The organism is Kribbella sp. CWNU-51 (genome assembly GCF_054073265.1).
Map to the genome: position 1 here is coordinate 111,983 of NZ_JBSXMZ010000060.1, position 26,226 is coordinate 138,208.

The following is a 26,226-nucleotide window of genomic DNA, read 5'->3' on the forward strand; positions in this document are numbered from 1 at the left end:
TTGTCTGCTGGTTCGGTCAGGTGTTGCGGAGGGTTTGGAGGCCTTGCCAGAGGAGGTTTTGGAGGGTGCGGGCAACCTTCTCGGGGGTGGGTGGGGTGGGGGTGCGGCTGCGCCAGATGGCTAGGCGTTCGGTGGCGCCGGAGATGCTTTGGGCAACGATCTCGATCTCCTCGTCGTCGGCGGTGCGGCCGGGTGGGAGGTTCATCCGGACCATCGTGGAGATGAGTTCGATGAAGGCGGCGCGGACCTCGTCGGTCGCGGCGGTCGCGGGGCCGGCCGCCGGGTTGGTGGAGAGCATGCCTTCGTCGATCAGGACCGACCAGGCCTGCGGGTGATCGTCGAGGAACTGGAACCAGGCGACGAATCCGGCGTACAGCGCGTCCTCGGGATCGCGGGCCGCCATCACCGCATCGGCGACGGTCTCCAGCAGCTGAGCCCGGAGTCGCGCCAGGCAGGCGAGGAACAGGCCGTCCTTCGAGCCGTAGTACTGGTAGATCAGCGGCTTCGACACCCCGACCTCGGCGGCGACGTCGTCCATCGACGTGCCCTGATACCCCCGCTCGCCGAAGATCCGCTCCGCCGCCTCGAGGATCTCCCGTTCCCGCGCGGCCCGGTTGCGCCGCCGCTTCACCGGTACGTCGGCCGCCGTCTGGTCCGTGGTCGGGGTCACTTGCGCAGTCTAACTGACTCCGAGTAACTTACTGGGAGTAAGTTGCTCGAGGCGGGCTCGACTGGAGGGCTGATGGAGAGCACGCAACACCGGATCGTGGTGGTCGGGACCGGGTTCGCCGGGATCGGGATGGCGGTCCGGCTCAAGCAGGCCGGGTACGACGACTTCGTCGTACTGGAGCGTGCGGACGACGTCGGCGGGACCTGGCGGGACAACACCTACCCGGGCTGCCGGTGTGACGTGCCGTCGCACCTGTACTCGTTCTCCTTCGCGCCCAACCCGGAGTGGTCGTCGACGTTCTCACCCCAGCCCGAGATCGAGGACTACCTGCGCAAGGTCACCGACCGGTTCGGCATCCGCCCGCACATCCGCTTCGGGCATGTGGTCGAGACCGCGCGATGGGAGGACGGTCGCTGGCGGATCCAGACGAGTCAAGGTGAGTTCGTCGCGGACGTGCTGCTGTCCGGGATGGGTCCGCTCGCGGAACCGTCGTACCCGAAGCTTCCTGGGGTCGAGTCGTTCGAGGGCGAGGTCTTCCACTCGGCGCAGTGGGACCACGAGCTGGACCTGAGTGGCCGGAAGGTCGCGGTGATCGGGACCGGTGCGTCGGCGATCCAGTTCGTGCCGGCGATCCAGCCCGAGGTCGAGGAACTGCGTCTGTTCCAGCGGACGCCGCCGTGGGTGATGCCGCGGCCGGACCGCAAGATCACCGAGGTGGAGAAGGCGGTGTTCCGTCGGTTCCCGCTGGCGCAGAAGGCTGTCCGGGCCGGGATCTACTGGGGTCGCGAGTCGATGGTGCTCGGGTTCGCGAAGCTGCCGGCGATCATGAAGCAGGCGCAGAAGGTGGCCGAGAGGCACCTCACCCATCAGGTCCGCGACCCGCTGCTGCGGGCGAAGCTGACCCCTGACTTCACCCTGGGTTGCAAGCGCGTGCTGATCTCCGACGACTACTACCCGGCGATCGTGCAGCCGAACGTCGAGGTCGTCACCGACGGGATCGCCGAGGTCACCCCGACCGGGATCATCACCGAGGACGGCGTGAAGCACGAGGTCGACACGATCATCTACGGCACCGGCTTCCGGGTCACCGACCTACCGGTGATGGACATGGTCCACGGCCGCGACGGTCTCTCACTGCGCGAAGCCTGGTCCGGCGGCATGGAGGCCCATCTCGGTACGGCGGTCTCCGGCTTCCCGAACTTCTTCCTGCTGATCGGCCCCAATACCGGCCTCGGCCACAGCTCCATGGTGTTCATGATCGAGTCCCAGATCGCCTACATCCTGGACGCTCTGAAGACGATGGATGCCCAGGAGCTGCGGGAGGTCGAGGTGCGGCCGGAGGTGCAGCGTGCCTTCGTCGACGGCGTCCGGTCGTCGATGCGCAACACGGTCTGGACCCGCGGCGGCTGCACCAGTTGGTACCTCGACGCGCAGGGCCGCAACACCACGCTCTGGCCGTCGTTCACCTTCCGGTTCCGGCAGTTGACCCGGCACTTCAATCCCGCGGAATATCAGACCCTCGCTATGTGACATCGACCGTGTTACATTCGATCGGTCAGATACCTGGCGGATCGGAGGGCGTTGCCGTGGTGGAGTTGTTGCTGCCGCTGCACGGGATCGGCGGTCGTGGCGATCTGCCGGTGCCGCTCTGGCTGGCGATCTACTCTGCCGGTGCGGCCGTCGCCGTCTCGTTCTTCGCCCTCGCCGCGTTCTGGTCGCGGCCGCGATTCGACGTCGCCGCCGGGCGTTCGCTGATTGTCATCACGGGGATTGTCGACAATCGCACGACTCGCTGGGTGCTGAAGCTGGCCGGTCTGGCAGTGCTGGTGATGCTGCTCGGCGCCGCATGGTTCGGCAGCAGTTCGCCGGCGCTGAACCCGGCGCCGACCTGGTTGTACGTGTGGATCTGGGTCGGCATCATCCCGCTCTCCCTGCTCTGCGGCCCGATCTGGCGGCTGGCCAACCCGTTGCGCACGATCGCGGGCCTGGCCCGGCGGTCGTCGTACCGGAAGTTGCCGGAGGGGATCGCGTATTGGCCGGCGGTCGTCGGGCTGGCCGGATTCCTCTGGCTCGAACTCGCGTACCCGGACGGCTCCGAGCCGCTCGTCGTCGCGGTCTTCGTGACCGGCTACGCACTGGTGAATGTTGCCGCAGGCATCGTTTATGGGCCGGCCTGGTTCAGGATCGGCGACAGCTTCGAGGTGTACGCCGAAGTGCTCGCGCGACTGAGTCCGTTCGGTCGAGGCGCCGACGGGCCGCTGGAACTGCGGAATCCGCTGGCCGGACTGGCTACGATGCCCCAGCAGCCGGGCATCGTCGGATTGCTGTGTTTGTTGCTCGGGTCAACGGCCTTCGACGGGATCTCGCGGTGGTCGGCCTGGACGCGCCTGACCGGCGACCTCGGTCGGACGCAGCACATCGTCGTACACACGGTCGGTCTGATGGTTGCGGTCGCGATCGTCGCGGGGTTGTTCGTGCTGGCGGCGCGGACGACGGGATCGGCGCGGGTCCGGTCGGGCGCTCTCGGGGTGGCCGGGTTGCCGGGGGCGTTCGTCCATTCGCTGGTGCCGATCGCGATCGGGTACGCGGTGGCGCATTACTTCTCGTTCGCGATGTTCCAGGGGCAGGAGGGCGTGCTGCTGGCGACAGACCCGTTCGGGCGTGGATGGGATCTGCTCGGCACGAGCGGGACGCGGATCGACTACGCGTTCCTCGGCACAGGGTTGATCGCGGGGGTCCAGATCGGCGCGATCGTGCTCGGACACGTACTTGGGGTCGTGTCCGCGCACGATCGCGCTGCGGAGCTCTTCCGGCGTCGGCAGTTGCGGCGGGCGCAGTACCCGATGCTGGCGGCGATGGTCGCGTTCACGGCCGGCGGGATCGCGCTGGTGACGACGTCATGATCGCGCTGCACATGGGTGGTGTCCCGGAGACGGCGATGGTGCTCGGGCCGATCCTGCTGATCGTCGCGTTCATCCGGATCGCTCGCCGCAACGAGGCGAGCCTCCCCGACGACGACCACGACGACTGGGACGCCGACCTCGGCGACCTGCCATCCGAGGACGAGCCCCGGCCGGCTGACGCCGTACCGAAGAACGGGTAGTGGTCGCCCGAGCCGGGGGAGTTGATGGCTCGCCCACGCCTGCCGGCCCCCGGCGGGAGGCACTACTACCCGTTCTTCGGGTACAGAGTGCTCACGCGGCGAGGGCGTGTTCGGCGTAGCCGCTGACTCGGGTGAGGTGGGTGGTGGTGGCGAGCCTGGCCAGTTGGGCGCAGCCGGCGGCGATTGCTTCCTGGAGGGTGGGCCACTGGTCGACGCACCAGTACGGGTCGTCGGGCTGGCGGTCGAGGTCGTCGTCGATGTCGGCGCACCAGCCGCCGGTGAACGCGTGGTGGACGTGCAGTCTGAGCTTCATGGTCGTGGGCTTCCGGGGGACAGGCGGACGGGATCAGAACGGCAGCGGGCGGCCGGACGGCGTACGGAGGTCGAGGTCCTTCGTCTGACGGCGGGTGGTCGTGGTCGTGGTGCGCGGCCGCCGGCGGATCTGAATCTGACGCATCGTCGTGCTCCTGCCTGCTGCGGGCGGTGGGACTGATCCGCCCTCGAGTTCCTGGTAAGAGAACAGTCCCAAGTAAGGCCCGTCCTGCACATGCGGATCTTTACCTATCTGAGTCCCTAGCTACCCCTGGTGATACGTCCAGGGGTCACTAGGGGACGAGACCGGGCCGGGTGGTTTCCGGCGTACGCAGGGCGGGCACTAGGTGATCGTGACTACGTTCATGGTGCTAGGAGGTTTGCTCATCGCCTTCCTGGTCGCCGTGATGCCGGCCTCGCCGTGCGACCCTGATCGCGGCCGCCGCCGTCCTCGTCGCAGGGCTCACCTCACTGGGGCTCCGCAACCGCCGCAGGACGCCGACCCGCGCGATCGGGTCTAGCCGGCTGAGGGAAGACCCTTGGGGTCCAGGCCGAGTTCCTCGTAGGCGACCTGTTCGATCTCGCGGGCCATGGCTTCGCGGAACGCGGCGACCAGCGCCTGGCCGGCCAGCGGGATGATGCCTTCCAGGGTGCGCTGGATCTCGGGCCAGCCGTCGGCGGGAAGGCCGGCGTCGGCGAAGTCGCGCCAGACGGTGCTGCGGAACAGTTCGACGTACGTCTTCGCGACCGCGTCGGCCTGGGCGAAGAGCTTGGGGAGCATCTCGAAGATCGCCTGCATCGGGACGCCGAGCTTGATCACCTCGAGGCCGGTGCGGAGCAGGTCCGGGTTCGAGATGCGGAGCCGGCCGTCGTCCTGGCGCTCGGCGATCCCGAGCTCGACGAGCTGATCGATCACCGCGGGATCGTGCGGTACGCCGGCCCGCTCCGCCAGCTGGAACTCGTCGAGCACCTCGGGCTCGGCCGGGGTCCACGGGTTCACCAGGGTCTCGAAAACGCCCAGCGCCAGCGCGCCGTCGGGCAGCTCGCTCATCATCCGCTCGACCGCGGCCAGTGTGTAGCCCTTGCCGAGCAGCTCGCGGACCAGCGTGAGCCGGGCCACATGGTCCTGGTCGTAGTACCCGGTCCGGCCGGCCAGGCGGGGCGGCGGAATCAGGCCGCGCCCGGCGTACGCGCGCACGTTCCGCACCGTCATGCCCACCTTGGCGGCGAGCTGGTCGACGGTGAGGTCCCCGTCCGGCTTCTGGTCCACCCTTGACAGTCTTCCAGACTCAACGTTACATAGCCGATGTAACATCAGCGATGAAGGATCTAAGGAGACCGTCATGGCGATCCCACTGGCGACCACCGGTACGGCGACGTTCGACCAGATCGCGATCGTCACCGGACTGGTCTCGTTGATGTACGTCGCACTCGCCGTCCTGCTGTGGCAGGAACGGACCGGGCGCGTCACGCTGGTAGGACGGCTTGCGGACACCATCGGGAGACTGGACGGAGTCCCCCGATGGGCCGCGCTGACGCCGTACCTGCACGCCGTGTCGCTGCTCGCCTGCGCGTTCGGGGTCTGGTGGGACATCGCGGTGCACATCGACCGCGGCCGTGACACCGGCCCGTTCGGGACGCCGGCGCACTATCCGATCTTCTTCGGCATCCTCGGCGTGATCATCTCCGGCGTCGTGCCGATCGCTCTGGCCGGCAAGCCGCTGCCGGCCCGCACGATCAAGCTGACCAAGGGCTGGCGGATCCCTTGCAGTGCGGCGCTCGTGACGGTGTGCGGGACGTTCGCACTGGTCGGTTTCCCGCTGGACGACGGGTGGCACCGCCTGTTCGGCGAGGACGTCACGCTGTGGGGCCCGACCCATTTGCTGATGATCGGCGGCGTGGTGTTCTCGATCTTCGCGCGACTGCTGGCGCTGGCCGAGGTGGAGCAGTTGATCGGCCTGAACAAGCGCCGCCTGTTCCAGGAGATCGTGTCGGTCGGCGCGTTGCTGATCGCGTGGGACCTGTTCAGCACCGAGTTCAACTACGGGGTGCCGCAGTTCCCGCTGATCCTGCAGCCGATCCTGATCGTGTTCGGCGCCGCGATGGGGTTCACCATCCTGCGGGCGCGGCGTGGTCCCGGTACGACGTTCGCCGCGCTGGCGGTGTATCTGGTGATCCGCGGCGGCATCGCCTGGGCCGTCGCTCAGCCGCTCGGTCAGATCGTCGGGCACTTCCCGCTGCTGATCGTCGAGGCGATCCTGGTAGAGGTGGTGGCGTTTCCCCTGGGCAACAAGAACCGCTTCCGCCTCGGGCTGGTCGCCGGCATCCTGATCGGCACGGTCGGCGTGGTCGCGGAGTACGCCTGGAGTCACGTCTGGATGCCGATCGCGTGGCCGTCGTCGATGCTCCCGTCGGCCCTCGGGTACGGCGTTGTCGTCGGAGCCGGCGCTGGTCTGGTCGGAGCCTGGCTCGCGACCCGGTACGCCGAGGTTGCGGGGGATGAACGCGCGGTCGGGATCCGGTACACCCGGCCGGCCGCGATCCGCCGTACGCACCAACTCGGGGCCGCCGGGCTGATCGCCGTACTGGCTGTGTTGTTCTTCTGCGTGCCGCGGTCGGCCGCGCCGGGGGTGTCCGGGACGGTGTCGTTGGAGCGGGTGGCCACGGGGGCCGAGCCGACGGCGTACGTCACGGTCGTGCTGCAGCCGGGTGACGCGGCCGATGATGCACGGTGGTTCTCGGCGATGGCCTGGCAGGGCGGCGGGATGATCCTGCACCCGATGGTGAAGGTTGCCGATGGCACCTACCGGTCGGCGGACCCGCTGCCGATGTACGGCAAGTGGAAGTCGATGATCCGGCTGCACCAGGGGCAGCGGGACCTGGTGGCGACGTGGGTGTACGCGCCGGCGGACGCGGCGATCGAGAAGCCTGCGGTGCAGGTGTCGAACGGGCAGCCGGTCGAGTTCATCAACGAGCAACAGGTGCTGCGGCGCGAGGAGCGGACCGACGTGCCACGATGGATGTGGAACGGCGGCTACGCCCTGCTGGGCGTGGTCGGGCTCCTCGAGCTCGCCGGGATCGCCTGGCTGGTCGGACGAGGAGCCCGTGGCGGGCGGTTGCGTGCGGCTCATCTGGCCGCCGACGAGTGGGAACGGGAGAGCGCGTGACGATCGAGTTGGAGCGGTCGGGCGTGACGACGCCGGACGGCGTACGGCTGAACGTCGAGACGACCGGACCTGTGGACGCGCCGGTGACGGTGCTGCTGGTGCACGGGTGGACGTGTTCGACGCGGTCGTGGCACAACCAGGTCGAGGACCTGCCACGGATCCTCGGGCCGGACGCCGTACGGGTCGTCAGCTACGACCACCGCGGTCATGGGCGGTCGGACGCGGCGCCGCCGGGCTCGATGCGGATCGAGCAGTTGGCCGACGACCTGGTGACGGTGCTCGACACCGTGGTCGGCGACGGCCCGGTCGTGTACGCCGGTCACTCGATGGGTGGCATGACCCTGATGGCCCTCGCCGACGCCCACCCCGACCTCTTCGGCTCCCGAATCCGGGCCGCCGCCCTGGTCAGCACATCGTCCGGTCACATCGCCGAGGGCGCCTTCGGCATCCCCAGACGTCTCGACCCCGCAACCGCGGTGGTCGCTCCCCGCGCGATGAACCTGGTCAGCGCCCGGATCGAACGCCGTGCACTCCGCGGAGCCGCCCAACGGGCCGCTCGCCGGGCCTTGGCATCGCGTGCGTTGGCGGCCCGGCTGCAGCGGCCCGCGCTGCAGCAGTTGGTGTTCGGCAAGAAGGTCGACCCGGCCGAGGTGGATCTGTTCCTGGCGGACCTGGCCGCGGTGCCGGGGCCGTCGTACGGCGGGTTCTTCGAGGCGATCCTGCAGCACGAGCGGTCGCACGCGTTGAAGGTGCTCGACCAGGTGCCGGTCGAGATCATGCACGGGACCCGCGATCGGCTCCTCCCGCCCCGGCACGCCAACCGGATGGCCGCGGAGCTCCCGACCGCACGCCTGTGGATGTACCCCGGCGCCGGTCACATGCTCATGCAGGAACGCCCCCGCGACGTAACCCACCGCCTGGCCTCCCTGGCGCGCAAGGCGTCAGCCTGAGAGTCGCGTCACGGCTGCTCGGCGCGTCCTCGCCTAGGGTGGCGGCGTGCAGAACCTCCTCTCCGATGTCGTTGTCGTCGACCTCACCAGAGCCCTGGCCGGGCCACACGCGGCGATGATGCTCGGCGACCTCGGCGCGCGGGTGATCAAGGTCGAGGTGCCCGAGCGCGGGGACGACAGCCGCGGCTGGGGACCGCCGTTCGTCGAAGGGGAGTCGACGTACTACCTGTCCGCGAACCGGAACAAGGAATCGGTGACCGCCGACCTCAAATCGGATCAGGGCAAGGAGTTCCTGACCAAGCTGGTCCGCAAGGCCGACGTGCTGATCGAGAACTTCCGGCCGGGCGTGCTCGATCGGCTCGGGTTCTCCACGGGGCAGCTGCACGAGCTCAACCCAGGCCTGGTGATCCTGTCGATCACCGGCTTCGGGCACGACGGTCCGGACGGCGGGCGGGCCGGGTACGACCAGATCGCGCAGGGCGAAGGCGGTCTGATGAGCATCACCGGCGCGGTCGAGCCGACGAAGGTCGGCGTTCCGATCGCGGACCTGCTCGCTGGCATGTACGGCGCCTATGGTGCGCTGGCGGCGTTGCACGAGCGATCGATCACCGGCAAGGGCCGCGTGGTGCGGACCAGCCTGCTCGCGTCGACGATCGGCGTGCACGCGTTCCACGGGACGAAGTGGACGGTGGCGCACGAGTTGCCCGAGCGGGTCGGCAATCACCATGCCCAGATCGCGCCGTACGGGATGTATCGCACCGCTGACGACAGCATCCAGGTCGCGGTCGGCAGCGAGGGGCAGTGGCGGACGTTCGCGCCGATCGTCGGGCTCGATCCGGAGGACGAGCGGTTCGCGGTCAACGCGCAGCGGGTGGCGCATCGCGACCAGTTGACGGCTGCGATCGAGGCGGCGTTCGCGGCCGAGTCGGCGGACGTGTGGCTGGAACGCCTTGCGGACAAGGGGATTCCGGCCGGCAAGGTCCGCGACTTCCAGCAGGTCTACGAATGGGAGCAGACACAGTCCCAGGGCCTGCTGATCGAGGTCGACCACCCGACCCTCGGCCGCATCCAGCTTCCCGGTCCGCCGCTGCGCTTCGACGACCAGCCGTACGCCGGCGCCCGCGAGACCAACCTCCCACCACCACGGCTCGGCGAGCACAACGAGTCGGTCAGAGCCTGGCTGGACTCAGAGTAGACGCGCGGACGACGAGCTCCGGGCGGATCAGCGTCTTGCGTGGGCGCTCTTGTGTGCTTGTGCGAAGCCGTTGGAGGAGGAGGTCGACGGCGGTGGTTCCTACCTCGGCAGCCGGGAGGCGGACTGTGGTGAGCGGGGTCTGCAGGTAGGCCGCGTACGGGTGGTCGCCATACCCGGTGACCGCAACGTCGCCCGGCACCTCCAACCCGGCCTCGGCCAGGACCCGGAGGAGGCCCAGGGCGAAGTAGTCGTTGCCGGTGACGATGGCATCTGGATGACCGTCGGTCAGGATCGACTGGGCGAAGCGATAGGCCTCCTCCGGCTGCCAGGGGAGGGCGAGAGAGTCGTAGCGCCTCGTCGGTACGGCGCGGATCGTGTTGTCGGCCACCGTCAAGCCGGCATCGGACATCGCCCGGCGGAAGCCGGTGACGCGGTCGGCGGTCGTCGTGATGGGCAGATCCTCTTCCAGCACGAGGAATCTCCGTGCGCCACCCGCGATCAGGTGACTGGTTGCGTCGTAGGATCCGCGCTCGTTGTCCACTCCGACCATGTCGCAGTCGAGCTCGGGCACATCGCGATTGACGAACACCAGCGGGATGCCGGCGTCGCGGACCCGGCGCCAGTGGTCCCACTCGGCCTGAACCGGTACGACCACGGCGCCGTCGACCGCAGACCGCAGCAACGCGTCGGTGGCGCGCTGCTCGTTCTCCGCACTCTCGTCGGTGACCAGCAGCAGCAACGAGTACCCCTGGGCGCGGACCCGGAGCTCGATGCTGCTGATCAATTGCGCGTAGAACGGGTTCGAGGGGTTGGTGATGACGAGGCCCAGCGTCATGGCCGAGCCGAGCACGAGCGACCGGGCCAGCGTGTTCGGGACGTACCCGATCCGGGCCGCTTCGGCCTGCACGGCCGCGCGCGTCCTCGCGCTGACGCTGTCCTTGTCGCCGAGCGCGCGCGACACGGTGTTCACCGACAGCCCGAGCGCCGCCGCGATGTCCCGCAACGTCGGTCGCCGCACCTCCGTCATCCAACCTCCCCTGTGGCAGCTTAGGCCTTCACGGCCAGGTGGATCCGCACCTGGACCGAGCCGTCGACCTTGGCGCGCAGCCGGAGCCAGTGGCCGAAGCCGGCGACCGGCCAGCTGATCAGCGTGCCCGGCTCGGCCACGTGCTCGCTGTCGTCGAGATCGCACCAGGTGATGCCGTCGGGAGAGACCTGGGTGACGTACGTCGCCGTACCGTCGCCGCCGACGTGCTGGACGAACCAGCGCGCCTCACCGGCCCAGGCGACCTCGTACGGCTCGGTGGCGAAGCGGGTTTCGAACGTGGTGTCGCGTTCCAGCACCGCCGTCATGGACTGTCGCATGGGCCTACCAATCAACCGAGATGAGGACGGAGTCGAGGAACAAGAAGTTGCGGACCGAGCTGTGGGTGCGGACCGAGAAGTAGAAGTTCAGCAGGTTCTCCAGCGTCTCGTAGCGCTCCTCGTACGGCGGAACCGGCACGTCGCGCATATCCATCACCCGGTCGTTGACCTGCAGCTCGATATTGCGCCGCTTCTCGGTGTCGACGAGCCAGCGCAGGTAGTGCCAGTTCACCTTGGTCGGGACCTCGTTGTAACAGAGCTCCTGCGGCTCGCCGAACGCCTGCCAGTCCTCGGGGTTCGGTGCGGTGAAGTCGGCGGCGTACTCCAGCTTCACCTTGCCCTCGAAGTGTTCACGCGGCGTCGGCTCGGGGACGACCGGAGCCATCCATTGCCGGGTGAAGTGATTGTCCATATCGGTGTTCTGGTATCGCGCGACGGTGTGGTAGCGCAGGCCGCCGTCGCCGCACAGGTCGGTCGCGACCGTGAACGCGCCGAACTGCGCCTCGGACGGATGGGTGTTGCCGTCCCACTGCACATCGCCGAAGTTGTCCAGCTCGGCGCCGCCGCCGAGGGTTGCCTCGGACTTGAACGCGAAGTACGTCTCCAGCTGGACGAGCCCGCGACCGCTCATGGTGAGCCGGCGGATCGCGACCGCGGTGTGGCCCTTGTACGGGCGGGTGGCGAGCTTGAGGGCGTACGTGCCGCTGAGGGCGCCGTGCGTACCGATGTCGAAGAAGTTGCAGGCCGACAGCTGTGGCGGCCGGAAGTCGCGCATGTGGTCGTCGACCGTGCTGAGGTCGCCCCGGCCGTTGTAGTTGCCGAGCAGCTCGCACCAGCCGTGCGTTCCGCTGTCGAACTCGTCGAAGGCCAGGATGCGGGGCAACGGCGAGAACTTGGACAGCCGGGGATCGGCGGCCAGCAGCGCGGCGCGTACGTCGGATGTCGTCACGCAAAGCCTCCCAGAAGGCGGGATCAGGTGGATGGTCAGTGAAGTTAACGTTCACGGGAACTGACCGTCAATCGGCTGTTCCGCCCACAGCAACGGTGGTCTATTGACACGTAAATAACACACTTCTACGGTGCATTAACGCTACCGTTAACGTTCACGGAATCGAGGCATCATGCAGTCGCTGAGCCGTGCCCTGACCGTGCTGGCCGAGCTGAACCGCGAGGACCGCGCGTACGGCGTGACCGAGCTGGCCGTCAGCGTCGGCCTGCACAAGAGCACCGTGCACCGCATCCTCGCGACGTTCTGTGAGCACGGCCTGGCCGACCGGGTCGACGACCACCGCTACACCGCGCTCGACGGGCTGGCCGCGGTGCGGCGAACGGCGCACCGTCGGGCCGGGCCGGAGCAGTCGCTGACCGCGCTCGGTGATCGGCTCGGCCGGTTGGTGGTCCTCGCGAAGCCACTGCCGAAGAGCGTCGGCACCGTGCTGCAAGTAGCCGCGGTGGCCGGCGGCGGCTCGATCCGACCGGGCCATGCGGTGTCTCTGCGCCAGAGTGCGCTCGGACGTGCGTACCTCGCGGCTCTGCCGGCGGATCAGGTCACCGGTACGCCGGACCTCCTGGACACGTTGCAGCGCGTTCGGGTCAGCGGTTTCGCGCACAACTCCCGGCCGGTCGCCTCGCTGCCGCGGATGGTCGCGGTACCGGTGCGGGACACCGACGGGCGGTGTGCCGGGGCGCTGGGGGCGGAGTTGGTCCAAGCCGGTTCGATCGAGGAGGTACGGCGCGTGGTGTCGGTACTGCGGAGCGGCGTCTGATGGCGGCGTACGTCGTCCGGCGGCTGGTGTTCTCGCTGTTCGTGCTGTGGGGTGCGGTGACGATCATCTTCGTCGTACTGCGGCTGGTCCCCGGCGACCCGGCGTACATCATGCTCGGGCCCGATGCGGACCAGGCGCAGGTCGAAGCGCTGCGCGCCCAGCTCGGACTCGACCACTCGCTGATCCAGCAATACGCGACATACCTGGTGAACGTCGTGCATCTCGACTTCGGGCAGTCGTTCCGGCTCAACGCGGACTCGATGAGCCTGGTGCTGCAACGGCTTCCGGCCACGATGCAGCTCGCGACGACCGCGTTGCTGCTGTCGCTGCTGATCGGGCTGCCGCTCGGGGTGATCGCTGCGCTGCGGGCGCACAGCTGGGTGGACCGGACGATCTCGGTGTTCTCGCTGATGGGACAGTCGACGCCGTCGTTCTGGCTGGGGATCGTGCTGATCCTGGTGTTCGCGCGCGGTCTGAAGGTGTTGCCGAGCGCGGGATCCGGGACGTGGTCGCATCTGGTGCTACCGACGATCACGCTCGCGTTACCGTTCCTGGCGATCCTGGTCCGGCTGACGCGCAGCGGCCTGCTCGAGGTCGTCCACGAAGGGTATGTGCAGACGGCCCGGGCGAAGGGACTCGGCGAGGAGGTCGTGATCCTCGTCCACGCGCTGCGGAACGCGTTGATCCCGATCGTGACCGTGGTCGGGCTGCAGTTCGGCGCGTTGCTCGGCGGGACGGTGATCGTCGAAACCGTGTTCGCCTGGCCCGGCGTCGGTCGGCTGCTGATCGACTCGATCGGGCGGCGCGACTATGGGGTCGTCCAGGCCTCGATCTTGCTGGTGGCAACGATCTTCGTCCTGATCAATCTGCTCGTGGATCTTCTCTACGGCTTCCTGGACCCGCGGGTCCGTCTGGCGGGTGACTGACCATGGCTGTCGAGCTGTCCGTCGCGGCCCCGGTGGCCGCGCCACGTCGTACCAGGGCCGGCTCGGTCCGGATCCGGTTCGGCCTGGCGGTGATCGGCGTGTACGTCGTCGCCGCGACGATCGGGCCGTGGCTGATCCGGTACAACCCGGTCGACACCCGGACGGCGGATCGGCTGAAGCCGCCGTTCAGCCGGCTGTCCGACGGGTCCTTCGCGATCTTCGGCACCGACCAGGTCGGCCAGGACCTGTTCGCCCAGATGTTGCAGGGGGCAAGGATCTCGATCGCGGTCGGGCTGGCGACGCTGCTCCTGGCCGGGACGATCGGGGTGACGATCGGGCTGGGCGCGGGCTACTTCGGTGGCTGGCTGGACGGCGTACTGATGCGGCTGGCCGACATCCAGCTGGCGTTCCCCTCGATCCTGCTGGCGATCTTCATCGCGGCGCTGCTCGGGCCGTCGGTGGTGAACGTGGTGATCGTGCTCGCGGTGTCGAACTGGGTGACGTTCGCCCGGGTCGCCCGCGGGCAGGCGTTGGCAACGCGGCGGCGGGAGTTCGTCGACGCGTCGCGGACGCTGGGTGCGGGGACCTGGCGCTTGATCACGCGGTGCGTGCTTCCGGCGTGTGTCGCGCCGGTGCTGGTGGTGGCGACGGTCGAGATCGGGCACGTGATCCTGGCCGAGGCGTCGTTGAGCTTCCTCGGCCTCGGTACGCCGGCCAGTACGCCGAGCTGGGGCGTGACGATCGCGAACGGGCGCAACTATCTCGCGGACGCGTGGTGGATCTCGACCATCCCGGGGATCGCGCTGGCCTTCCTGGTGGTGTCCCTCGGCGTCCTCGGCGACGCGCTGCGGGACCGCTACGACCCCCGGCTGAGGAGTCTGTGATGGGTTTGCTGAGTGTCCGCGACCTGCGGGTCGAGTTCGCCACGTCGGGTGGCGTGGTGACGGCCGTCGACGGAGCGTCGTTCGAGGTCGGTGCTGGCGAGACCGTCGCGCTGCTCGGCGAATCGGGCAGCGGCAAGAGTGTCACCGCACAGGCTGTGCTGGGGATCGTGCCCAAGCCCGCCGGCAGCATCACCGGTGGGTCGATCACGTACGACGGTCGCGACCTGCTCGCTCCTGGTACGGCGAAAGGCTTGCGTGGGCGCGAGATCGCGATGGTCTTCCAGGATCCGCTGAGCTCGCTGAACCCGGTGTTCCGGGTGGGTGCGCAGATCGGGGAGATGTTCCGGCGGCATCGCGGTGCGTCTCGGCGGGAGGCACGGGCGGCTGCTCTGGAGCTGATGAAGCGGGTCGGTATCCCGGCCGCGTCGAAGCGGCTGGACGACTATCCGCACCAGTTCTCCGGCGGGATGCGGCAGCGGGTGATGATCGCGATGGCGCTCGCGTTGTCGCCCCGGCTGCTGATCGCCGACGAACCGACCACCGCGCTGGACGTGACCGTCCAGGCCCAGATCATGGACCTCCTGACCCGGCTCCAGGCCGAGGACGGCATGTCGTTGCTTCTGATCACCCACGACCTCGGCGTCGTGGCCGGCGTCGCCGACCGCGTGGTCCTCATGTATGCCGGTCGCGTCGTGGAAACCGGCCCGATCCGCGAGGTCTACGAACACAGCGGCCATCCGTACACGTCCGGTCTGATGGGTTCGATCCCAGCCCTCGACGGCTCCCGCGACCGCCTGATCCCGATCCAGGGTTCGCCACCGGACCTCCTTTCCCTCCCCTCCGGCTGCTCCTTCCGTCCACGCTGCCGGCACGCCGACTCCCTCTGCGCCGAACAGCAGCCCACCCTGCTGGCCCTCCCCGGCCGCCCCGCCCACCACCAAGCCGCGTGCCACCACCCCGAAGGAGTCCTCGCCAATGCCCGCTGAGACTCCGCTGTTGTCGGTGCGGGACCTGCACACCACCTTCCCGCTGCGGTCCGCACTGCTTCGACGGACCGTCGGGCAGATCCAGGCTGTGGCGGGCATCTCCTTCGACATCCCCGCCGGCGGGACGCTCGGGCTGGTGGGGGAGTCGGGGTCGGGGAAGTCGACGGTGGCGCGGACGATCGCCGGGTTGGAGAAGGCTCGGTCGGGGAGCATCGTGTTCGACGGCGAGGAGCTGACCTCGTTGCCCAAGGCATCGATGCGCGGGGTCCGCCGGCAGTTGCAGATGATCTTCCAGGACCCGTACGCGTCGCTCAACCCGCGCGCGACGGTCGACCAGATCATCAGCGAGGCGTGGGAGATCCACCCCGACGTCGTGCCCCGCAACCGCTTCCACGTCGAGGTCCGCGAGTTGCTCGAGCGCGTCGGCCTCAACCCGGATCACGCGCAGCGATATCCACACCAGTTCTCCGGCGGTCAGCGGCAGCGGATCGGCATCGCCCGCGCACTGGCCCTCCGCCCGAAACTCGTGATCTGCGACGAGGCCGTCTCCGCGCTCGACGTATCCGTGCAGGCCCAGGTGCTCAACCTGCTGGCGGACCTCCGCCGGGAACTCGGCCTGGCGTACCTGTTCATCGCCCACGACCTGTCCGTCGTACGGCATATCTCCGATCGGATCGCGGTGATGTACCTCGGGCGAGTGGTCGAGAACGCGCCGCAGGACGACCTGTTCGACCGGCCGCTGCATCCGTACACCCAAGCGCTGCTGTCGGCCATCCCGGATCCGAAGCCGTGGGACAAGCCGGCCCGCGAGCAGATCATCATCGGCGGCGACGTCCCCTCGCCCGCGGACCCGCCATCGGGTTGTCGCTTCCGCACGCGCTGCTGGAAGGCCGAAGACATCTGCGCCCACGAAGACCCGGCGCTCGCTACGAGGCTCGACCTCCACCCCGCCGCGTGTCACTTCGCCACCGAACTCTCCGGAGCCGCCCGATGAGCCGCACTGAACTGGTCCTGCTTCGGCACGGCGAGTCCTTGTGGAATGCCGAAGACCGCTACCAAGGCCAGCAAGGCACCGGCCTCAGTCCACTCGGTCACCGGCAGGCGAAGCTGGCCGCCGAGTACCTTCGGGCGACCGGGCCGTTCGATCGGATCGTCGCGAGCGACCTGCAGCGGGTCGGCGAGACCCTGCAGCCATACGTCGACGGTGGTGCGTGCGCGGATGTTCGCGTCGACAGGCGCTGGCGGGAGATCGACGTCGGCACCTGGGGTGGGCGGACCTTCGCGGAGGTGTACGCCGAGGAGCCGGCAGTCGTGGAGGCCTTCGCGCGAGGCGAGGACGTCGCCCGCGGCGGTGGCGAGACCTTCGCGCAGTTGCGAGAACGCATCTGGGACGCAATCCGCGACATCGCCGGCTCCCGGGCCGATCGAGTTCTCGTGGTGACGCACGGCGGTCCGATCCGGGTCGCCGCCGCCTCCACCTTGCGGCTTCCGCCCGGTGGTGAGGTGTGGCTCGATCCACCGGTCAACTGCTCGCTCACAACGCTGAAGGCCGACGCCATGCTCGCGGTCACGACACTCACGGCGTACAACGTCCCGACCGCCGGAACGACCGAGGAGCAGCCGGCATGACCCTTGCCTTGAGCAACTTCAGTTTCGTGGTGATGACCTACAACCTGTGGGCCGACTTCCATCTCGACCAGCGCCAGGACGCGATCACCCAGCTGTTCGCGACCCGCCCGCCCGACCTCCTCGCCGTACAGGAGTTGCGGCCGGTCACCCGCAAGCTGCTCGACGAGGCGCTGCCGGGTCACGAGCGCGTGGACGGCGCGGCGGGGTGGGAGACGCAGAGCAATCTGTGGTGGCGACGGGAGCTCTTCACATACGTCGAGCACGGCGCGGAAGACGTCGGCATCCTCTCCCCGGACGCGCGCCTGTTCTGGGTCCGATTGCAGACAATCGACAACGTCGAGCTGATCTTCAGTACGGCGCACCTGACCTGGCCCGGGCATCCGGACGAGCGATCCGATCACGTCAACCGGCGGGTCGGTCAAGCACGCGAGATCGCCGAAGCTCTGGAGCGGCTGGCCGGGGACACCGCCTGCCTGTTCACCGTCGACATCAACGACATCGGTCCACCGCAGTGGGAACTCGGGAACGCCGGGTTCCTGGACAGCTTCACCGCGCTCGGCCGGCACGCACCGGTGACGCACCCGGTCGTGCCGACGGTTGCGACCGGTCCGATCGGGACCCGGTTGTCGCCGCTCGCCTCACCACCGAAGGCGATCGACTGGATCTTCGCCCGCGGGCCGCTCGCCGCGCGGACCAGTGAAGTCGTCGATTTCTTCCACGACGGCCGGGCTCCGTCCGACCACTACCCGGTCGTCGCCACCTACACCTTCACGCGGCCTCCCAGCGACACCGCCTCGTGACCCCTGCCCCGCAAAGGAGAACCCTGTGTTGAGGAAGCGAATCGTGGCGGCGGTCGCCGTCGCCGCACTGGCAGCGCTAAGCGCGTGTTCGCCGGCGAGTGAGCCGAGCAGTGATGGAGAGCAGAGCCTGCGTTACGCACCGGCGATGTTCCCGGTGTCGCTGGACACCTACAAGTACGCCGGTGAGGAGAGCGTGCAGACCACGATCCAGCAGATCATGGAGCCGCTGGTCCGGGTCGACGACGGCAAGATCGTCCCGGTCCTCGCGACCTCGTGGGAGAACCCGGATCCGAACACCTGGGTGTTCAAGCTCCGGTCCGGTGTGAAGTTCTCCGACGGTACGCCGTTCACCGCGAAGGACGTGGTGGCGTCGTACGAACGGCACAAGAAGCTCGACGGCCCGCTGGTACCGCTGTACTCGACGGTGACGTCGTTCGCGGCGACCGACGACCAGACCGTGACCGTGAAGACGAGCAAGCCGCTCGGCACGTTGCTGAGCTCGCTGACGCTGCTGTTCATCGGGCCGGCGGACAAGATCAACACCGACGGGTTCTTCACCAAGCCGATCGGGACCGGGCCGTTCACGGTCACGTCGTTCCAGCCCGATGAGAAGCTCGAGCTCGCGGCCAATCCGGCGTACTGGGATGGTGCGCCGAAGCTGAGCAAGCTGGAGTTCGTGAACATCCCGGAGGTCGCCGGGCGGATCACCGCGCTGGAGAACGGCGAGGTCGACGTACTGACGCAGATCCCGCCGGACCAGGTCGGGTCGGTCAAGGGCGGCGACGGGATCAGCTACTCGACGACGCCGAGCTGGACGTACTACTTCGACTGGTTCAACGCGAACCGGAAGCCGTTCGACGACAAGCGGGTGCGGCAGGCGATGTGGCACGCGCTCAACCTCGAGGGCACGGTCAAGGACCTGTTCGGTGATCTCGCGTCGGTCGCGCAGGCGCCCCTGGCCCAGGGCGTGATCGGCGCGCCGAAGTTGTCGCCGTACGACTACGACCCGGCGAAGGCGAAGCAACTCCTGGCCGAGGCGGGATATCCGAACGGGTTCAGCACGTCGATGCAGTGGCCCCTGGAAGGTGGACCGAACATCCGCGCGCTGGCGCAGGCGATGATCTCGGACTGGGCCAAGATCGGCGTCACGGTGAAGCCGCTGGAGAAGGAACGCGCCCAGTGGCTGGAGGACTTCGGCAAGCTCAACTGGGACATGAACCTGCAGACCAACGTCACCGGCACCGGCGACGCCGACTACACACTGGCCCGGCTCTACGTCTGCACCGCCAAGCGCAACGGCTACTGCAACCCGGCCCTGGACAAACTCCTCCTCGACGCCCGCTCGTCGGTCGATCAGGCTCAACGGCCGCAGCTCTACCAACAGGCCGGTCAGATCATCTGGGACGACGCGGTCGGCATCTTCCCCGCCGACCTGGCCTCCAACGCCGCCGTCCGCTCCCGCGTCCAGAACTTCGTGATGCCCCCGAGCGGCCGGCCGTTGTTCACCAAGGTGACGGTGTCGGGGAGCTGAGGCCCGACCTCTGTCCTGCATATCGCGTACGTAACCTCCAGGGCTTACCAGTGACATGAGAGGATCACCCGCGTGACTGCCTTGCCGAGTGTTTCGTACTCCATCACCGTTCGCCTCGAGGTGCCCGCAGGTGGCTCGACGGTGAGCAAGCTGACGACCGCGGTCGAGCAGGCCGGCGGTCTGGTCACCGCGCTCGACGTGACCGCGTCCGGTCACGAGCGGCTCCGGATCGACGTCACCTGCGCCGCGGCCGACACCGAGCACGCCGGCCGGCTGGTCGAGGCCATGCGCGCCGTACCGGGCGTCGAGATCGCCCGGGTCTCGGACCGGACGTTCCTGATGCACCTCGGCGGCAAGATCTCGATGGAGGCCAAGCACCCGATCCGCAACCGCGACGACCTCTCGATGATCTACACGCCGGGGGTCGCGCGGGTCTGCCTGGCGATCGCGGCCAACCCCGAGGACGCGCGCCGGCTGACGATCAAGCGCAACAGTGTCGCGGTGGTCACCGACGGTTCCGCCGTACTGGGGCTGGGCAACATCGGCCCGAAGGCCGCGCTGCCGGTGATGGAGGGCAAGGCGGCGCTGTTCAAGCGGTTCGCCGGGATCGACGCGTGGCCGCTGTGCCTGGACACCCAGGACACCGAGGCGATCATCCAGGTGGTCAAGGCGATCGCACCCGGGTTCGCCGGGATCAACCTGGAGGACATCTCCGCGCCGCGCTGCTTCGAGATCGAGGCCCGGCTGCGCGAGGAGCTGGACATCCCGGTCTTCCACGACGACCAGCACGGTACGGCGGTCGTGGTGCTGGCGGCGCTCTTCAACGCGCTGCGCGTGGTCGGCAAGGACATCGGTGAGGTCCGCGTGGTGCTGTCCGGCGCGGGTGCGGCTGGCACCGCGATCCTGAAGCTGCTGATCGAGGCCGGCGTGCAGGACACGATCGTCGCCGACATCGCCGGCGTCATCCACACCGAACGCGACGGGCTGTCGCCGGAGCTGCGCTGGATCGCGGAGAACACCAACGCGGCGAAGTACAGCGGCGACCTGAAGGGGGCGCTGAGCGGGGCGGACGTGTTCATCGGCGTGTCCGCGCCGAACATCCTGAACGGCGCCGACATCGCCACCATGAACAAGGACGCGATCGTCTTCGCGCTGGCCAACCCGGACCCGGAGGTCGACCCGGCCGCGGCACACGAGCACGCGGCCGTGGTGGCGACCGGGCGCAGCGACTTCCCGAACCAGATCAACAACGTGCTGGTCTTCCCGGGCGTCTTCCGCGGTCTGCTCGACGCACAGTCGTCGAAGGTGTCGATCGAGATGGAGCTGGCCGCCGCGAAGGCGCTGGCCGGTGTCGTCACCGACGACGAGCTGAACGCGGACTACATCGTGCCCAGCGTGTTCCACCCCGAGGTGCACACGATGGTCGCGCACGCCGTCCGCGACGCGGCCGGCGGCAAGGCCCCGGTGGCCGAGAGCTTCCCGGACGACTCTCCGGCGCTGTGAGTACGGTGGTTGGGTGACATCTACTCTGACGGGGGCGACGGCCGGGTCGCGAGTGACGGTGTGGGCGTGGCGGATCGGCTTCATCGCCGCCTGCGCGCTGCAGTTGTACGGCGTCTACGCGCCGCGGGAGGCTGGTCCGCACGTCGGGATCCCGCAGGTGGACAAGATCGCGCACTTCTTCCTGTTCGCGTCCGTCGCATTCCTCGGGCTGAAGGTCGGAGTACAGGCGCGCTGGTTGCTGGCGGCACTGGTCGCCAACGCGATCGTCAGCGAGATCGTGCAGCACTACCTGCTGCCGCAACGCGACGGCGATCCGTTCGACGCGATCGCGGACCTCGCCGGTGTTGCTTTCGGTGCCTGGCTGGCCTTCCGAGTGCTCCGTCGTACGACATGATGGAGTTATGACGGCCACGACCCTGACCGGTTCGCTGCTCGTGGCGACCCCGTTGCTCGACGAGCCGCCCTTCCGCCGGTCGGTGATCCTGCTGCTGGATCACGACGACGACGGCGCGCTGGGGGTGGTGGTGAACCGCGCGGCCGACCTGGCCGTGGACCGGGTGCTCCCGGACTGGTCCAACACGGTGAACGAGCCGGGCGTGCTGTTCATGGGCGGTCCGGTCGGCACCGACAGCGCGCTGGCCGTCGCGGAGGTGATCGAGTCGGCAGACCCGCCCGGCTGGCGGGAGTGCTTCGGGCGGATCGGGCTGATCGACCTCGACGTACCGCCGGCGCTGCTCGAGGGCGCGATCCAGCGGATGCGGATCTTCGCCGGGTACGCCGGCTGGTCCAGCGGGCAGCTGGAGGGCGAGATCACCGAGGGCGCCTGGTACGTCGTCGAGTCCGAACCCGACGACGTGTTCAGCCTGCACCCCGACACCCTGTGGCGCCGGGTGCTCCGCCGCCAGAACGATCAGATGGCGTATCTGGCGACGTACCCGGACGATCCGACCCTGAACTGACGTCCGGGCCTACTCCTCGCCGCCGTCGTCACCGGGGTTGAGCGAGTCCCAGATCTCCTTGCACTCCGGGCAGACCGGGAAGCGCTGCGGGTCGCGGCTCGGCACCCACACCTTGCCGCACAGCGCGACCACCGGCGTGCCCATCACCATCGCCTCGGTCAGCTTGTCCTTCGGCACGTAGTGCGAGAACCGCTCGTGATCGCCGGGCTCTTCCAGCGACGGCTGGGTCCGCTCGTCGACGACCGTCTCGGCGCCAGGGGTCAGCTGAGTACTCATGCCCCAAAGTGTAGAACGCAACTCCAGCGAACCCGGGAACTTTCTCCACAGACCGCCCGTACCCCGACACGCCGGTCGAGGTTTGCCGGCGAAGTCAGGTAACGTTCCTGCACGGCCGACAGTCGACTAACGGGGGAGTATGCCGTCCGTGGATTCGAGCGTGCCAGCTGGACCAGCCGTGCTTCCGCCGGCGTATCCGGACCGCGCCGCCTGGGGGACCGCGAGCAAGCTGCGGGCCTGGCAGGCGGAGGCGCTCAAGCTTTATCTCGACCAGCAGCCGCGGGACTTTCTCGCCGTGGCGACCCCAGGAGCCGGTAAGACCACATTCGCGTTGACCGTGGCCGCCGAGTTGTTGCACCGGCGGCAGATCGAGCGGGTCACGGTGGTGACGCCGACCGAGCACCTGAAGGTCCAGTGGGCCGAGGCGGCCGACCGGGCCGGGATCGCGATCGACCCGGCGTTCGCCGGCCGGCGCGGCAAGACCAACAAGGACTTCCAGGGTGTCGCGGTGACGTACGCCGGGATCGCGGTGAACCCGCTGGCCTTCCGGGTCCGGACCGAGCGGTTCAAGACGCTGGTGATCCTGGACGAGGTGCACCACGGCGGCGACGCGCTCAGCTGGGGTGACGGTGTCCGGGAGGCGTTCGAGCCCGCGGCCCGCCGGTTGTGCCTGACGGGTACGCCGTTCCGCAGTGACGACAACCCGATCCCGTTCGTCACCTACGAGCACGGGCCGGACGGCGTCGCGCGGAGCAAGGCGGACTACACCTACGGATACGGTCACGCTCTGCGCGATCACGTCGTACGCCCGGTGATCTTCATGTCGTACTCCGGTGAGATGCGGTGGCGGACCAAGGCCGGGGACGAGGTCGCGGCCCGGCTGGGTGAACCGTTGACGAAGGACCTGACTGCTCAGGCCTTGCGTACGGCGCTGGACCCGGCAGGCGAGTGGATGCCGGCGGTGCTGGCGGCCGCGGACAAGCGGCTGACCGAGGTCCGGCGGCACATGCCGGACGCGGGCGCGCTGGTGATCTCGGGTGATCAGAACACGGCCCGCGCGTACGCGAAGACGCTGCGGGAGCTGACCGGCGAGGCGCCGACCGTGGTGCTGTCCGACGAGAAGGCGGCGAGCAAGAAGATCGCGAAGTTCTCCGAGGGGGACTCGCGGTGGATGGTCGCGGTCCGGATGGTCAGCGAGGGTGTGGACGTGCCACGGCTCGCGGTCGGGGTGTACGCGACGCCGACGTCGACGCCGCTGTTCTTCGCGCAGGCGGTCGGGCGGTTCGTGCGGGCCCGGAAGCGGGGTGAGACGGCGTCGGTGTTCGTGCCGTCGGTGACCCGGCTGCTCGGGTTCGCGGCCGACATGGAGGCCGAGCGCGACCACGTGCTCGGGCGGAAGAACAGCAACGAGGACGGCGATATCTTCGCCCTCGAGGACGACCTGCTCGCCAAGGCGAACCAGACCGAGGCGGCCAGCGACGAACTGGACGCGAAGTTCGAGGCGCTCGGGTCGGACGCGAGCTTCGACCGGGTCGTCTTCGACGGTGGTGACTATGGGACCGGTGGCGACCAGGCCTCCGACGAGGAGCTCGACTTCCTCGGCCTGCCGGGGTTGCTCGAGCCGGATCAGGTACGGGAGTTGCTGCGCGAGCGGCAGGCGAAGTCGCTGGCGGCGCAGAAGCGGACCCGGCGCGGCGCGGCCGAGGAGCGCGAGGACCCCACGCCGACCGAGCTCGCCACCCACGAGCAGATCGCCCTCCTGCGCCGCGAGCTGAACGGCCTGGTCGCCGCCTGGCACCATCGCACCGGCCAGCCGCACGGCGTCATCCACAACGACCTCCGCCGCAAACTGGGCGGCCCCGCCGCCGCCCACGCCTCCTCGACCCAGCTCAAGGAACGCATCGAGCTGATCCGCGATTGGGCCACCCAACGCCGCGCCTGACCCGGGCCCGGGCTCGGCAGGTTTCAGCCCCGGGTCAGTTCCTGGGTGCCGATCACCTCGAGGAGCCGGAGCGCCTGGTCGGACGGGGAGCCGGGGTCAGCGGTGTACAGCACGACGCGCTGATCGCGCTCCGGGATGACCAGGACCTCGCAGATCACGTCGATCCGGCCGACTTCCGGGTGGAAGATCGTCTGGCACAGGGTCTGCTGCCGGCGCACCTCGTGCCGCGCCCAGATCGCCGCGAACTCCGCGCTGCCGTCGAGCAGATCGGTCACCAACCGCGCGATGGCCGGGTCGTCCGGGTAGGTGCTGGTCGCGGCCCGCAGGTCGGCGGCCGCCTCCCGCGCGAACTCCCGGGTCGCGTCCTCGCCGAACAGCCGGGTCTGCCGGTCGGTCAGGAACCGCAGGCGCAGCAGGTTCCGATCCCGCGGCGGCAGGGCGGAGAAGTCCGTGATCAACGCCGCCGCCAGTGGGTTCCACGCGAGGACGTCGTACTTCGCGTCCAGCACCAGCCCTGGTACGTCGAGCCGCGCCAGCATCCGCAGTACGCCGGTCCGCACGTCGGCCGGTGGACCCGGAGGCGGACCGGGTTGCTCGCCGCCGAGCCGGAACAGGTGATCGCGTTCGTCGTCGGACAGCCGCAGTGCGCGGGCCAGGCCGGTCAGCACCGGGCGGGACGGGCGTGGACCGCGGCCCTGCTCGAGCCGGGTGTAGTAGTCGGTCGACATGGTGGCAAGGCTCGCGACCTCCTCCCGCCGCAGCCCCGGCGTCCGTCGCCGCAGGCCCGCCGGTAGGCCGACATCGGCCGGCTGCAACGCCTCTCGCCGGAGGCGCAGGAACTCCGCGAGCTGTCCCCGATCCATGAACCCAGGATCGCAGCCGTCGCCAACCGCAACCAGGGACTGCCGATCCCAGGCTCAACTCGCTCTGCCTCCGTACGCCGGACCGCAGCAGCCTGGACCGCATGACCACGCACAAGATCGCGCTCGTCACGGGCGCCAACAAGGGCATCGGCAAGGAGATCGCACGGCAGCTCGGGCAGGCCGGGTTCACTGTGCTGGTGGGCTCGCGAGACCTGGCCCGCGGCGAGGCCGCCGCCAAGGAACTGGTTGCCGAGGGCCTCGATGCGACCGGGATCCAGCTGGAGGTGACCGACGAGCAGTCGGTGCGGTCGGCGGCCGAGGAGATCGAGAGCACGTACGGACGCCTCGACGTACTGGTGAACAACGCCGCGATCATCCCGGTCGGTGACGACGCGGTGTCGCGAGTGGAGTCCGCCGTACTGCGGGAGGCGTTCGAGACCAACGTGATCGGGCTGGTCTCGGTGACGCAGGCGCTGTTGCCGCTACTGTCTCGGGCTGGACAGGCGCGGGTCGTGAATCTGTCGACGTCACTGGCGTCGTTCGCGCAGGTCGGGGATCCGGAGTCGCGGATGTCGACCGTACTGACGCTCGGCTACAACTCGTCGAAGGTCGCGGTGAACATGGTCACGGTGATGCTGGCCAACGAGCTGCGTGGCACCGGGATCCTGGTGAACGCCGCCGACCCCGGGAACTGCGCGACGGACATGGGCGGCTGGGACGCGCCGCGCACGCCCGCGGAGGGCGCCGCCGTGGCGGTCCGGCTGGCGACCCTGGGCTCCGACGCAGCGACGGGTGAGGTGCACGCCGAAGCGGGCCGCCTGCCGTGGTGACGCGGGCGCGAGACTAGACGATGGCGCCGGACCAGGCGAGGGCCTGCTTGAGCAGTTGCCCGCGGCCACCCTCGAGGTCCGCGAGCAGGCTCGGCTGGAGCGCCTCGGCCGGGGTCAGCCAGGTGAGCTCCAGCGCGTCCTGGCGCGGGTCGCACTCGCCGGTGACCGGCACGACGTACACGAGCGCGACCGCGTGCTGGCGGGGATCGTGCAGTTGTGAAACGCCCGGGAACGGGAGGTACTCGGCGACCGTGGCCGGCACCAGGCTGACCGGCAGCCGGGGGAACGCGGTCGGGCCGAGGTCCTTCTCGATATTGCGCTGCAACGCGTCGCGGATCGACTCGCCGTGCAGCACGCGGCCCGACACCAGGGTCCGGGTGATCTCGCCGGTCGCGGCCGAGGTGCGCAGCAGCACCCCGATCTGCTCGATCTGGCCGAAGGTGTCGACGCGGGCCGGGACGGCCTCGACGTACAGGATCGGGACCCGCGACCGGGTCTCGGCAAGCGCGAACTCGGACAGCCAGCCGGGGTTCGGGTCAGGCGTGCGCAGCGACGTCATGCACCCATCT

Annotated in this window: 28 protein-coding genes; 19 read left to right on the forward strand and 9 right to left on the reverse strand. The window is 69.0% G+C overall.

Annotation, left to right across the window (positions count from 1 at the left end; all coding sequences use genetic code 11):
* Positions 1-16: 16 nt before the first annotated feature.
* Entirely contained in the window at positions 17-670 is a 654-nt protein-coding gene (locus ACXC9Q_RS41235) for a TetR/AcrR family transcriptional regulator (RefSeq protein WP_457062438.1), read from the reverse strand.
* Positions 671-742: 72 nt separating this feature from the next.
* Between ACXC9Q_RS41235 and ACXC9Q_RS41240 the strand changes: the two genes are divergently transcribed.
* Genes ACXC9Q_RS41240 through ACXC9Q_RS41250 form a run of 3 tightly spaced genes read left to right on the forward strand, consistent with a single transcriptional unit; the run spans position 743 to position 3,773 of the window.
* Entirely contained in the window at positions 743-2,200 is a 1,458-nt protein-coding gene (locus ACXC9Q_RS41240; RefSeq protein ID WP_457062440.1) for a flavin-containing monooxygenase, read from the forward strand.
* On the forward strand, positions 2,197-3,573 hold the full coding sequence (locus ACXC9Q_RS41245) for a hypothetical protein (RefSeq protein WP_457062441.1): 1,377 nt from the start codon (positions 2,197-2,199) through the stop codon (positions 3,571-3,573). Before ACXC9Q_RS41240 ends, ACXC9Q_RS41245 begins: the two co-directional genes overlap by 4 nt.
* Entirely contained in the window at positions 3,570-3,773 is a 204-nt protein-coding gene (locus ACXC9Q_RS41250) for a hypothetical protein (RefSeq protein ID WP_457062442.1), read from the forward strand. Before ACXC9Q_RS41245 ends, ACXC9Q_RS41250 begins: the two co-directional genes overlap by 4 nt.
* A gap of 91 nt (positions 3,774-3,864) precedes the next feature.
* On the opposite strand, the gene ACXC9Q_RS41255 is transcribed toward ACXC9Q_RS41250, so the two are convergent.
* Together ACXC9Q_RS41255 and ACXC9Q_RS41260 are read right to left on the reverse strand one after the other, a co-directional pair.
* The gene (locus tag ACXC9Q_RS41255; RefSeq protein WP_329474477.1) at positions 3,865-4,086 is read right to left on the reverse strand and encodes a hypothetical protein; all 222 of its coding nucleotides are present in this window, start codon (positions 4,084-4,086) and stop codon (positions 3,865-3,867) included.
* A 516-nt stretch (positions 4,087-4,602) separates the two neighbouring features.
* Positions 4,603-5,355 (reverse strand): MerR family transcriptional regulator, encoded by a 753-nt coding sequence (locus ACXC9Q_RS41260; protein ID WP_457062444.1) that lies wholly within the window; start codon positions 5,353-5,355, stop codon positions 4,603-4,605.
* Positions 5,356-5,428: 73 nt separating this feature from the next.
* Between ACXC9Q_RS41260 and ACXC9Q_RS41265 the strand changes: the two genes are divergently transcribed.
* The 3 genes from ACXC9Q_RS41265 to ACXC9Q_RS41275 are packed head-to-tail and all read left to right on the forward strand — an operon-like array spanning position 5,429 to position 9,397.
* A complete protein-coding gene (locus tag ACXC9Q_RS41265; RefSeq protein WP_457062445.1) occupies positions 5,429-7,252 on the forward strand; it encodes a hypothetical protein in 1,824 nt (607 codons plus the stop codon).
* Positions 7,249-8,202, forward strand: a complete 954-nt coding sequence (locus ACXC9Q_RS41270) for an alpha/beta fold hydrolase (RefSeq protein WP_457062447.1) — start codon at positions 7,249-7,251, stop codon at positions 8,200-8,202. The genes ACXC9Q_RS41265 and ACXC9Q_RS41270 overlap by 4 nt, the downstream gene beginning before the upstream one ends.
* A 46-nt stretch (positions 8,203-8,248) precedes the next feature.
* Positions 8,249-9,397 carry a CaiB/BaiF CoA transferase family protein gene (locus ACXC9Q_RS41275; RefSeq protein WP_457062448.1) on the forward strand — a complete coding sequence of 383 codons (1,149 nt, stop codon included), beginning with the start codon at positions 8,249-8,251 and terminating at the stop codon, positions 9,395-9,397.
* On the opposite strand, the gene ACXC9Q_RS41280 is transcribed toward ACXC9Q_RS41275, so the two are convergent.
* The 3 genes from ACXC9Q_RS41280 to ACXC9Q_RS41290 are packed head-to-tail and all read right to left on the reverse strand — an operon-like array spanning position 9,372 to position 11,711.
* Positions 9,372-10,424 (reverse strand): LacI family DNA-binding transcriptional regulator, encoded by a 1,053-nt coding sequence (locus ACXC9Q_RS41280; protein ID WP_457062450.1) that lies wholly within the window; start codon positions 10,422-10,424, stop codon positions 9,372-9,374. The two genes, ACXC9Q_RS41275 and ACXC9Q_RS41280, sit on opposite strands and share 26 nt — an antisense overlap.
* 20 nt (positions 10,425-10,444) lie before the next feature.
* Positions 10,445-10,762: a hypothetical protein gene (locus ACXC9Q_RS41285; RefSeq protein ID WP_457062451.1), complete on the reverse strand. Its 318-nt coding sequence runs from the start codon at positions 10,760-10,762 to the stop codon at positions 10,445-10,447.
* A 4-nt stretch (positions 10,763-10,766) separates the two neighbouring features.
* A complete protein-coding gene (locus ACXC9Q_RS41290) occupies positions 10,767-11,711 on the reverse strand; it encodes a DUF6772 family protein (protein ID WP_457062453.1) in 945 nt (314 codons plus the stop codon).
* 172 nt (positions 11,712-11,883) lie between these two features.
* Here ACXC9Q_RS41290 and ACXC9Q_RS41295 point away from each other — a divergent pair, with 172 nt between their 5' ends.
* The 11 genes from ACXC9Q_RS41295 (at position 11,884) to ACXC9Q_RS41345 (ending at position 21,746) form a co-directional block, all read left to right on the forward strand.
* On the forward strand, positions 11,884-12,528 hold the full coding sequence (locus tag ACXC9Q_RS41295) for a helix-turn-helix domain-containing protein (protein WP_457062454.1): 645 nt from the start codon (positions 11,884-11,886) through the stop codon (positions 12,526-12,528).
* Positions 12,528-13,454, forward strand: a complete 927-nt coding sequence (gene nikB / locus ACXC9Q_RS41300; RefSeq protein WP_457062456.1) for a nickel ABC transporter permease — start codon at positions 12,528-12,530, stop codon at positions 13,452-13,454. The genes ACXC9Q_RS41295 and nikB overlap by 1 nt, the downstream gene beginning before the upstream one ends.
* A 2-nt stretch (positions 13,455-13,456) precedes the next feature.
* The gene (locus ACXC9Q_RS41305; RefSeq protein WP_457062457.1) at positions 13,457-14,338 is read left to right on the forward strand and encodes an ABC transporter permease; all 882 of its coding nucleotides are present in this window, start codon (positions 13,457-13,459) and stop codon (positions 14,336-14,338) included.
* Positions 14,338-15,324 (forward strand): ABC transporter ATP-binding protein, encoded by a 987-nt coding sequence (locus ACXC9Q_RS41310; RefSeq protein WP_457062458.1) that lies wholly within the window; start codon positions 14,338-14,340, stop codon positions 15,322-15,324. The genes ACXC9Q_RS41305 and ACXC9Q_RS41310 overlap by 1 nt, the downstream gene beginning before the upstream one ends.
* Positions 15,314-16,318, forward strand: coding sequence for an ABC transporter ATP-binding protein (locus ACXC9Q_RS41315; protein ID WP_457062460.1), 1,005 nt, complete (start codon positions 15,314-15,316; stop codon positions 16,316-16,318). The genes ACXC9Q_RS41310 and ACXC9Q_RS41315 overlap by 11 nt, the downstream gene beginning before the upstream one ends.
* Positions 16,315-16,953 carry a histidine phosphatase family protein gene (locus tag ACXC9Q_RS41320; protein WP_457062462.1) on the forward strand — a complete coding sequence of 213 codons (639 nt, stop codon included), beginning with the start codon at positions 16,315-16,317 and terminating at the stop codon, positions 16,951-16,953. Before ACXC9Q_RS41315 ends, ACXC9Q_RS41320 begins: the two co-directional genes overlap by 4 nt.
* Positions 16,950-17,753, forward strand: coding sequence for a hypothetical protein (locus ACXC9Q_RS41325; protein ID WP_457062463.1), 804 nt, complete (start codon positions 16,950-16,952; stop codon positions 17,751-17,753). Before ACXC9Q_RS41320 ends, ACXC9Q_RS41325 begins: the two co-directional genes overlap by 4 nt.
* Positions 17,754-17,778: 25 nt before the next feature.
* On the forward strand, positions 17,779-19,284 hold the full coding sequence (locus ACXC9Q_RS41330; RefSeq protein WP_457062464.1) for an ABC transporter substrate-binding protein: 1,506 nt from the start codon (positions 17,779-17,781) through the stop codon (positions 19,282-19,284).
* A gap of 72 nt (positions 19,285-19,356) precedes the next feature.
* On the forward strand, positions 19,357-20,787 hold the full coding sequence (locus ACXC9Q_RS41335; RefSeq protein WP_457062465.1) for a malic enzyme-like NAD(P)-binding protein: 1,431 nt from the start codon (positions 19,357-19,359) through the stop codon (positions 20,785-20,787).
* A 13-nt stretch (positions 20,788-20,800) separates the two neighbouring features.
* On the forward strand, positions 20,801-21,181 hold the full coding sequence (locus ACXC9Q_RS41340; RefSeq protein WP_457062467.1) for a VanZ family protein: 381 nt from the start codon (positions 20,801-20,803) through the stop codon (positions 21,179-21,181).
* Positions 21,182-21,188: 7 nt separating this feature from the next.
* Complete coding sequence (locus ACXC9Q_RS41345) at positions 21,189-21,746, forward strand: YqgE/AlgH family protein (protein WP_457062469.1); 558 nt, start codon at positions 21,189-21,191, stop codon at positions 21,744-21,746.
* A gap of 9 nt (positions 21,747-21,755) precedes the next feature.
* Here the strand turns inward: ACXC9Q_RS41345 and ACXC9Q_RS41350 are convergent, their stop codons facing one another.
* Positions 21,756-22,022, reverse strand: coding sequence for a DUF3039 domain-containing protein (locus tag ACXC9Q_RS41350; RefSeq protein WP_328523412.1), 267 nt, complete (start codon positions 22,020-22,022; stop codon positions 21,756-21,758).
* Positions 22,023-22,161: 139 nt separating this feature from the next.
* Here ACXC9Q_RS41350 and ACXC9Q_RS41355 point away from each other — a divergent pair, with 139 nt between their 5' ends.
* Positions 22,162-23,964 (forward strand): DEAD/DEAH box helicase, encoded by a 1,803-nt coding sequence (locus tag ACXC9Q_RS41355; protein WP_457062471.1) that lies wholly within the window; start codon positions 22,162-22,164, stop codon positions 23,962-23,964.
* Positions 23,965-23,987: 23 nt separating this feature from the next.
* On the opposite strand, the gene ACXC9Q_RS41360 is transcribed toward ACXC9Q_RS41355, so the two are convergent.
* A complete protein-coding gene (locus ACXC9Q_RS41360) occupies positions 23,988-24,827 on the reverse strand; it encodes a helix-turn-helix transcriptional regulator (RefSeq protein WP_457062473.1) in 840 nt (279 codons plus the stop codon).
* Positions 24,828-24,928: 101 nt separating this feature from the next.
* Between ACXC9Q_RS41360 and ACXC9Q_RS41365 the strand changes: the two genes are divergently transcribed.
* Positions 24,929-25,657 carry an SDR family oxidoreductase gene (locus ACXC9Q_RS41365; protein ID WP_457062474.1) on the forward strand — a complete coding sequence of 243 codons (729 nt, stop codon included), beginning with the start codon at positions 24,929-24,931 and terminating at the stop codon, positions 25,655-25,657.
* A gap of 13 nt (positions 25,658-25,670) precedes the next feature.
* On the opposite strand, the gene ACXC9Q_RS41370 is transcribed toward ACXC9Q_RS41365, so the two are convergent.
* A complete protein-coding gene (locus ACXC9Q_RS41370) occupies positions 25,671-26,216 on the reverse strand; it encodes an NUDIX hydrolase family protein (protein WP_328523408.1) in 546 nt (181 codons plus the stop codon).
* Positions 26,217-26,226: the final 10 nt, after the last annotated feature.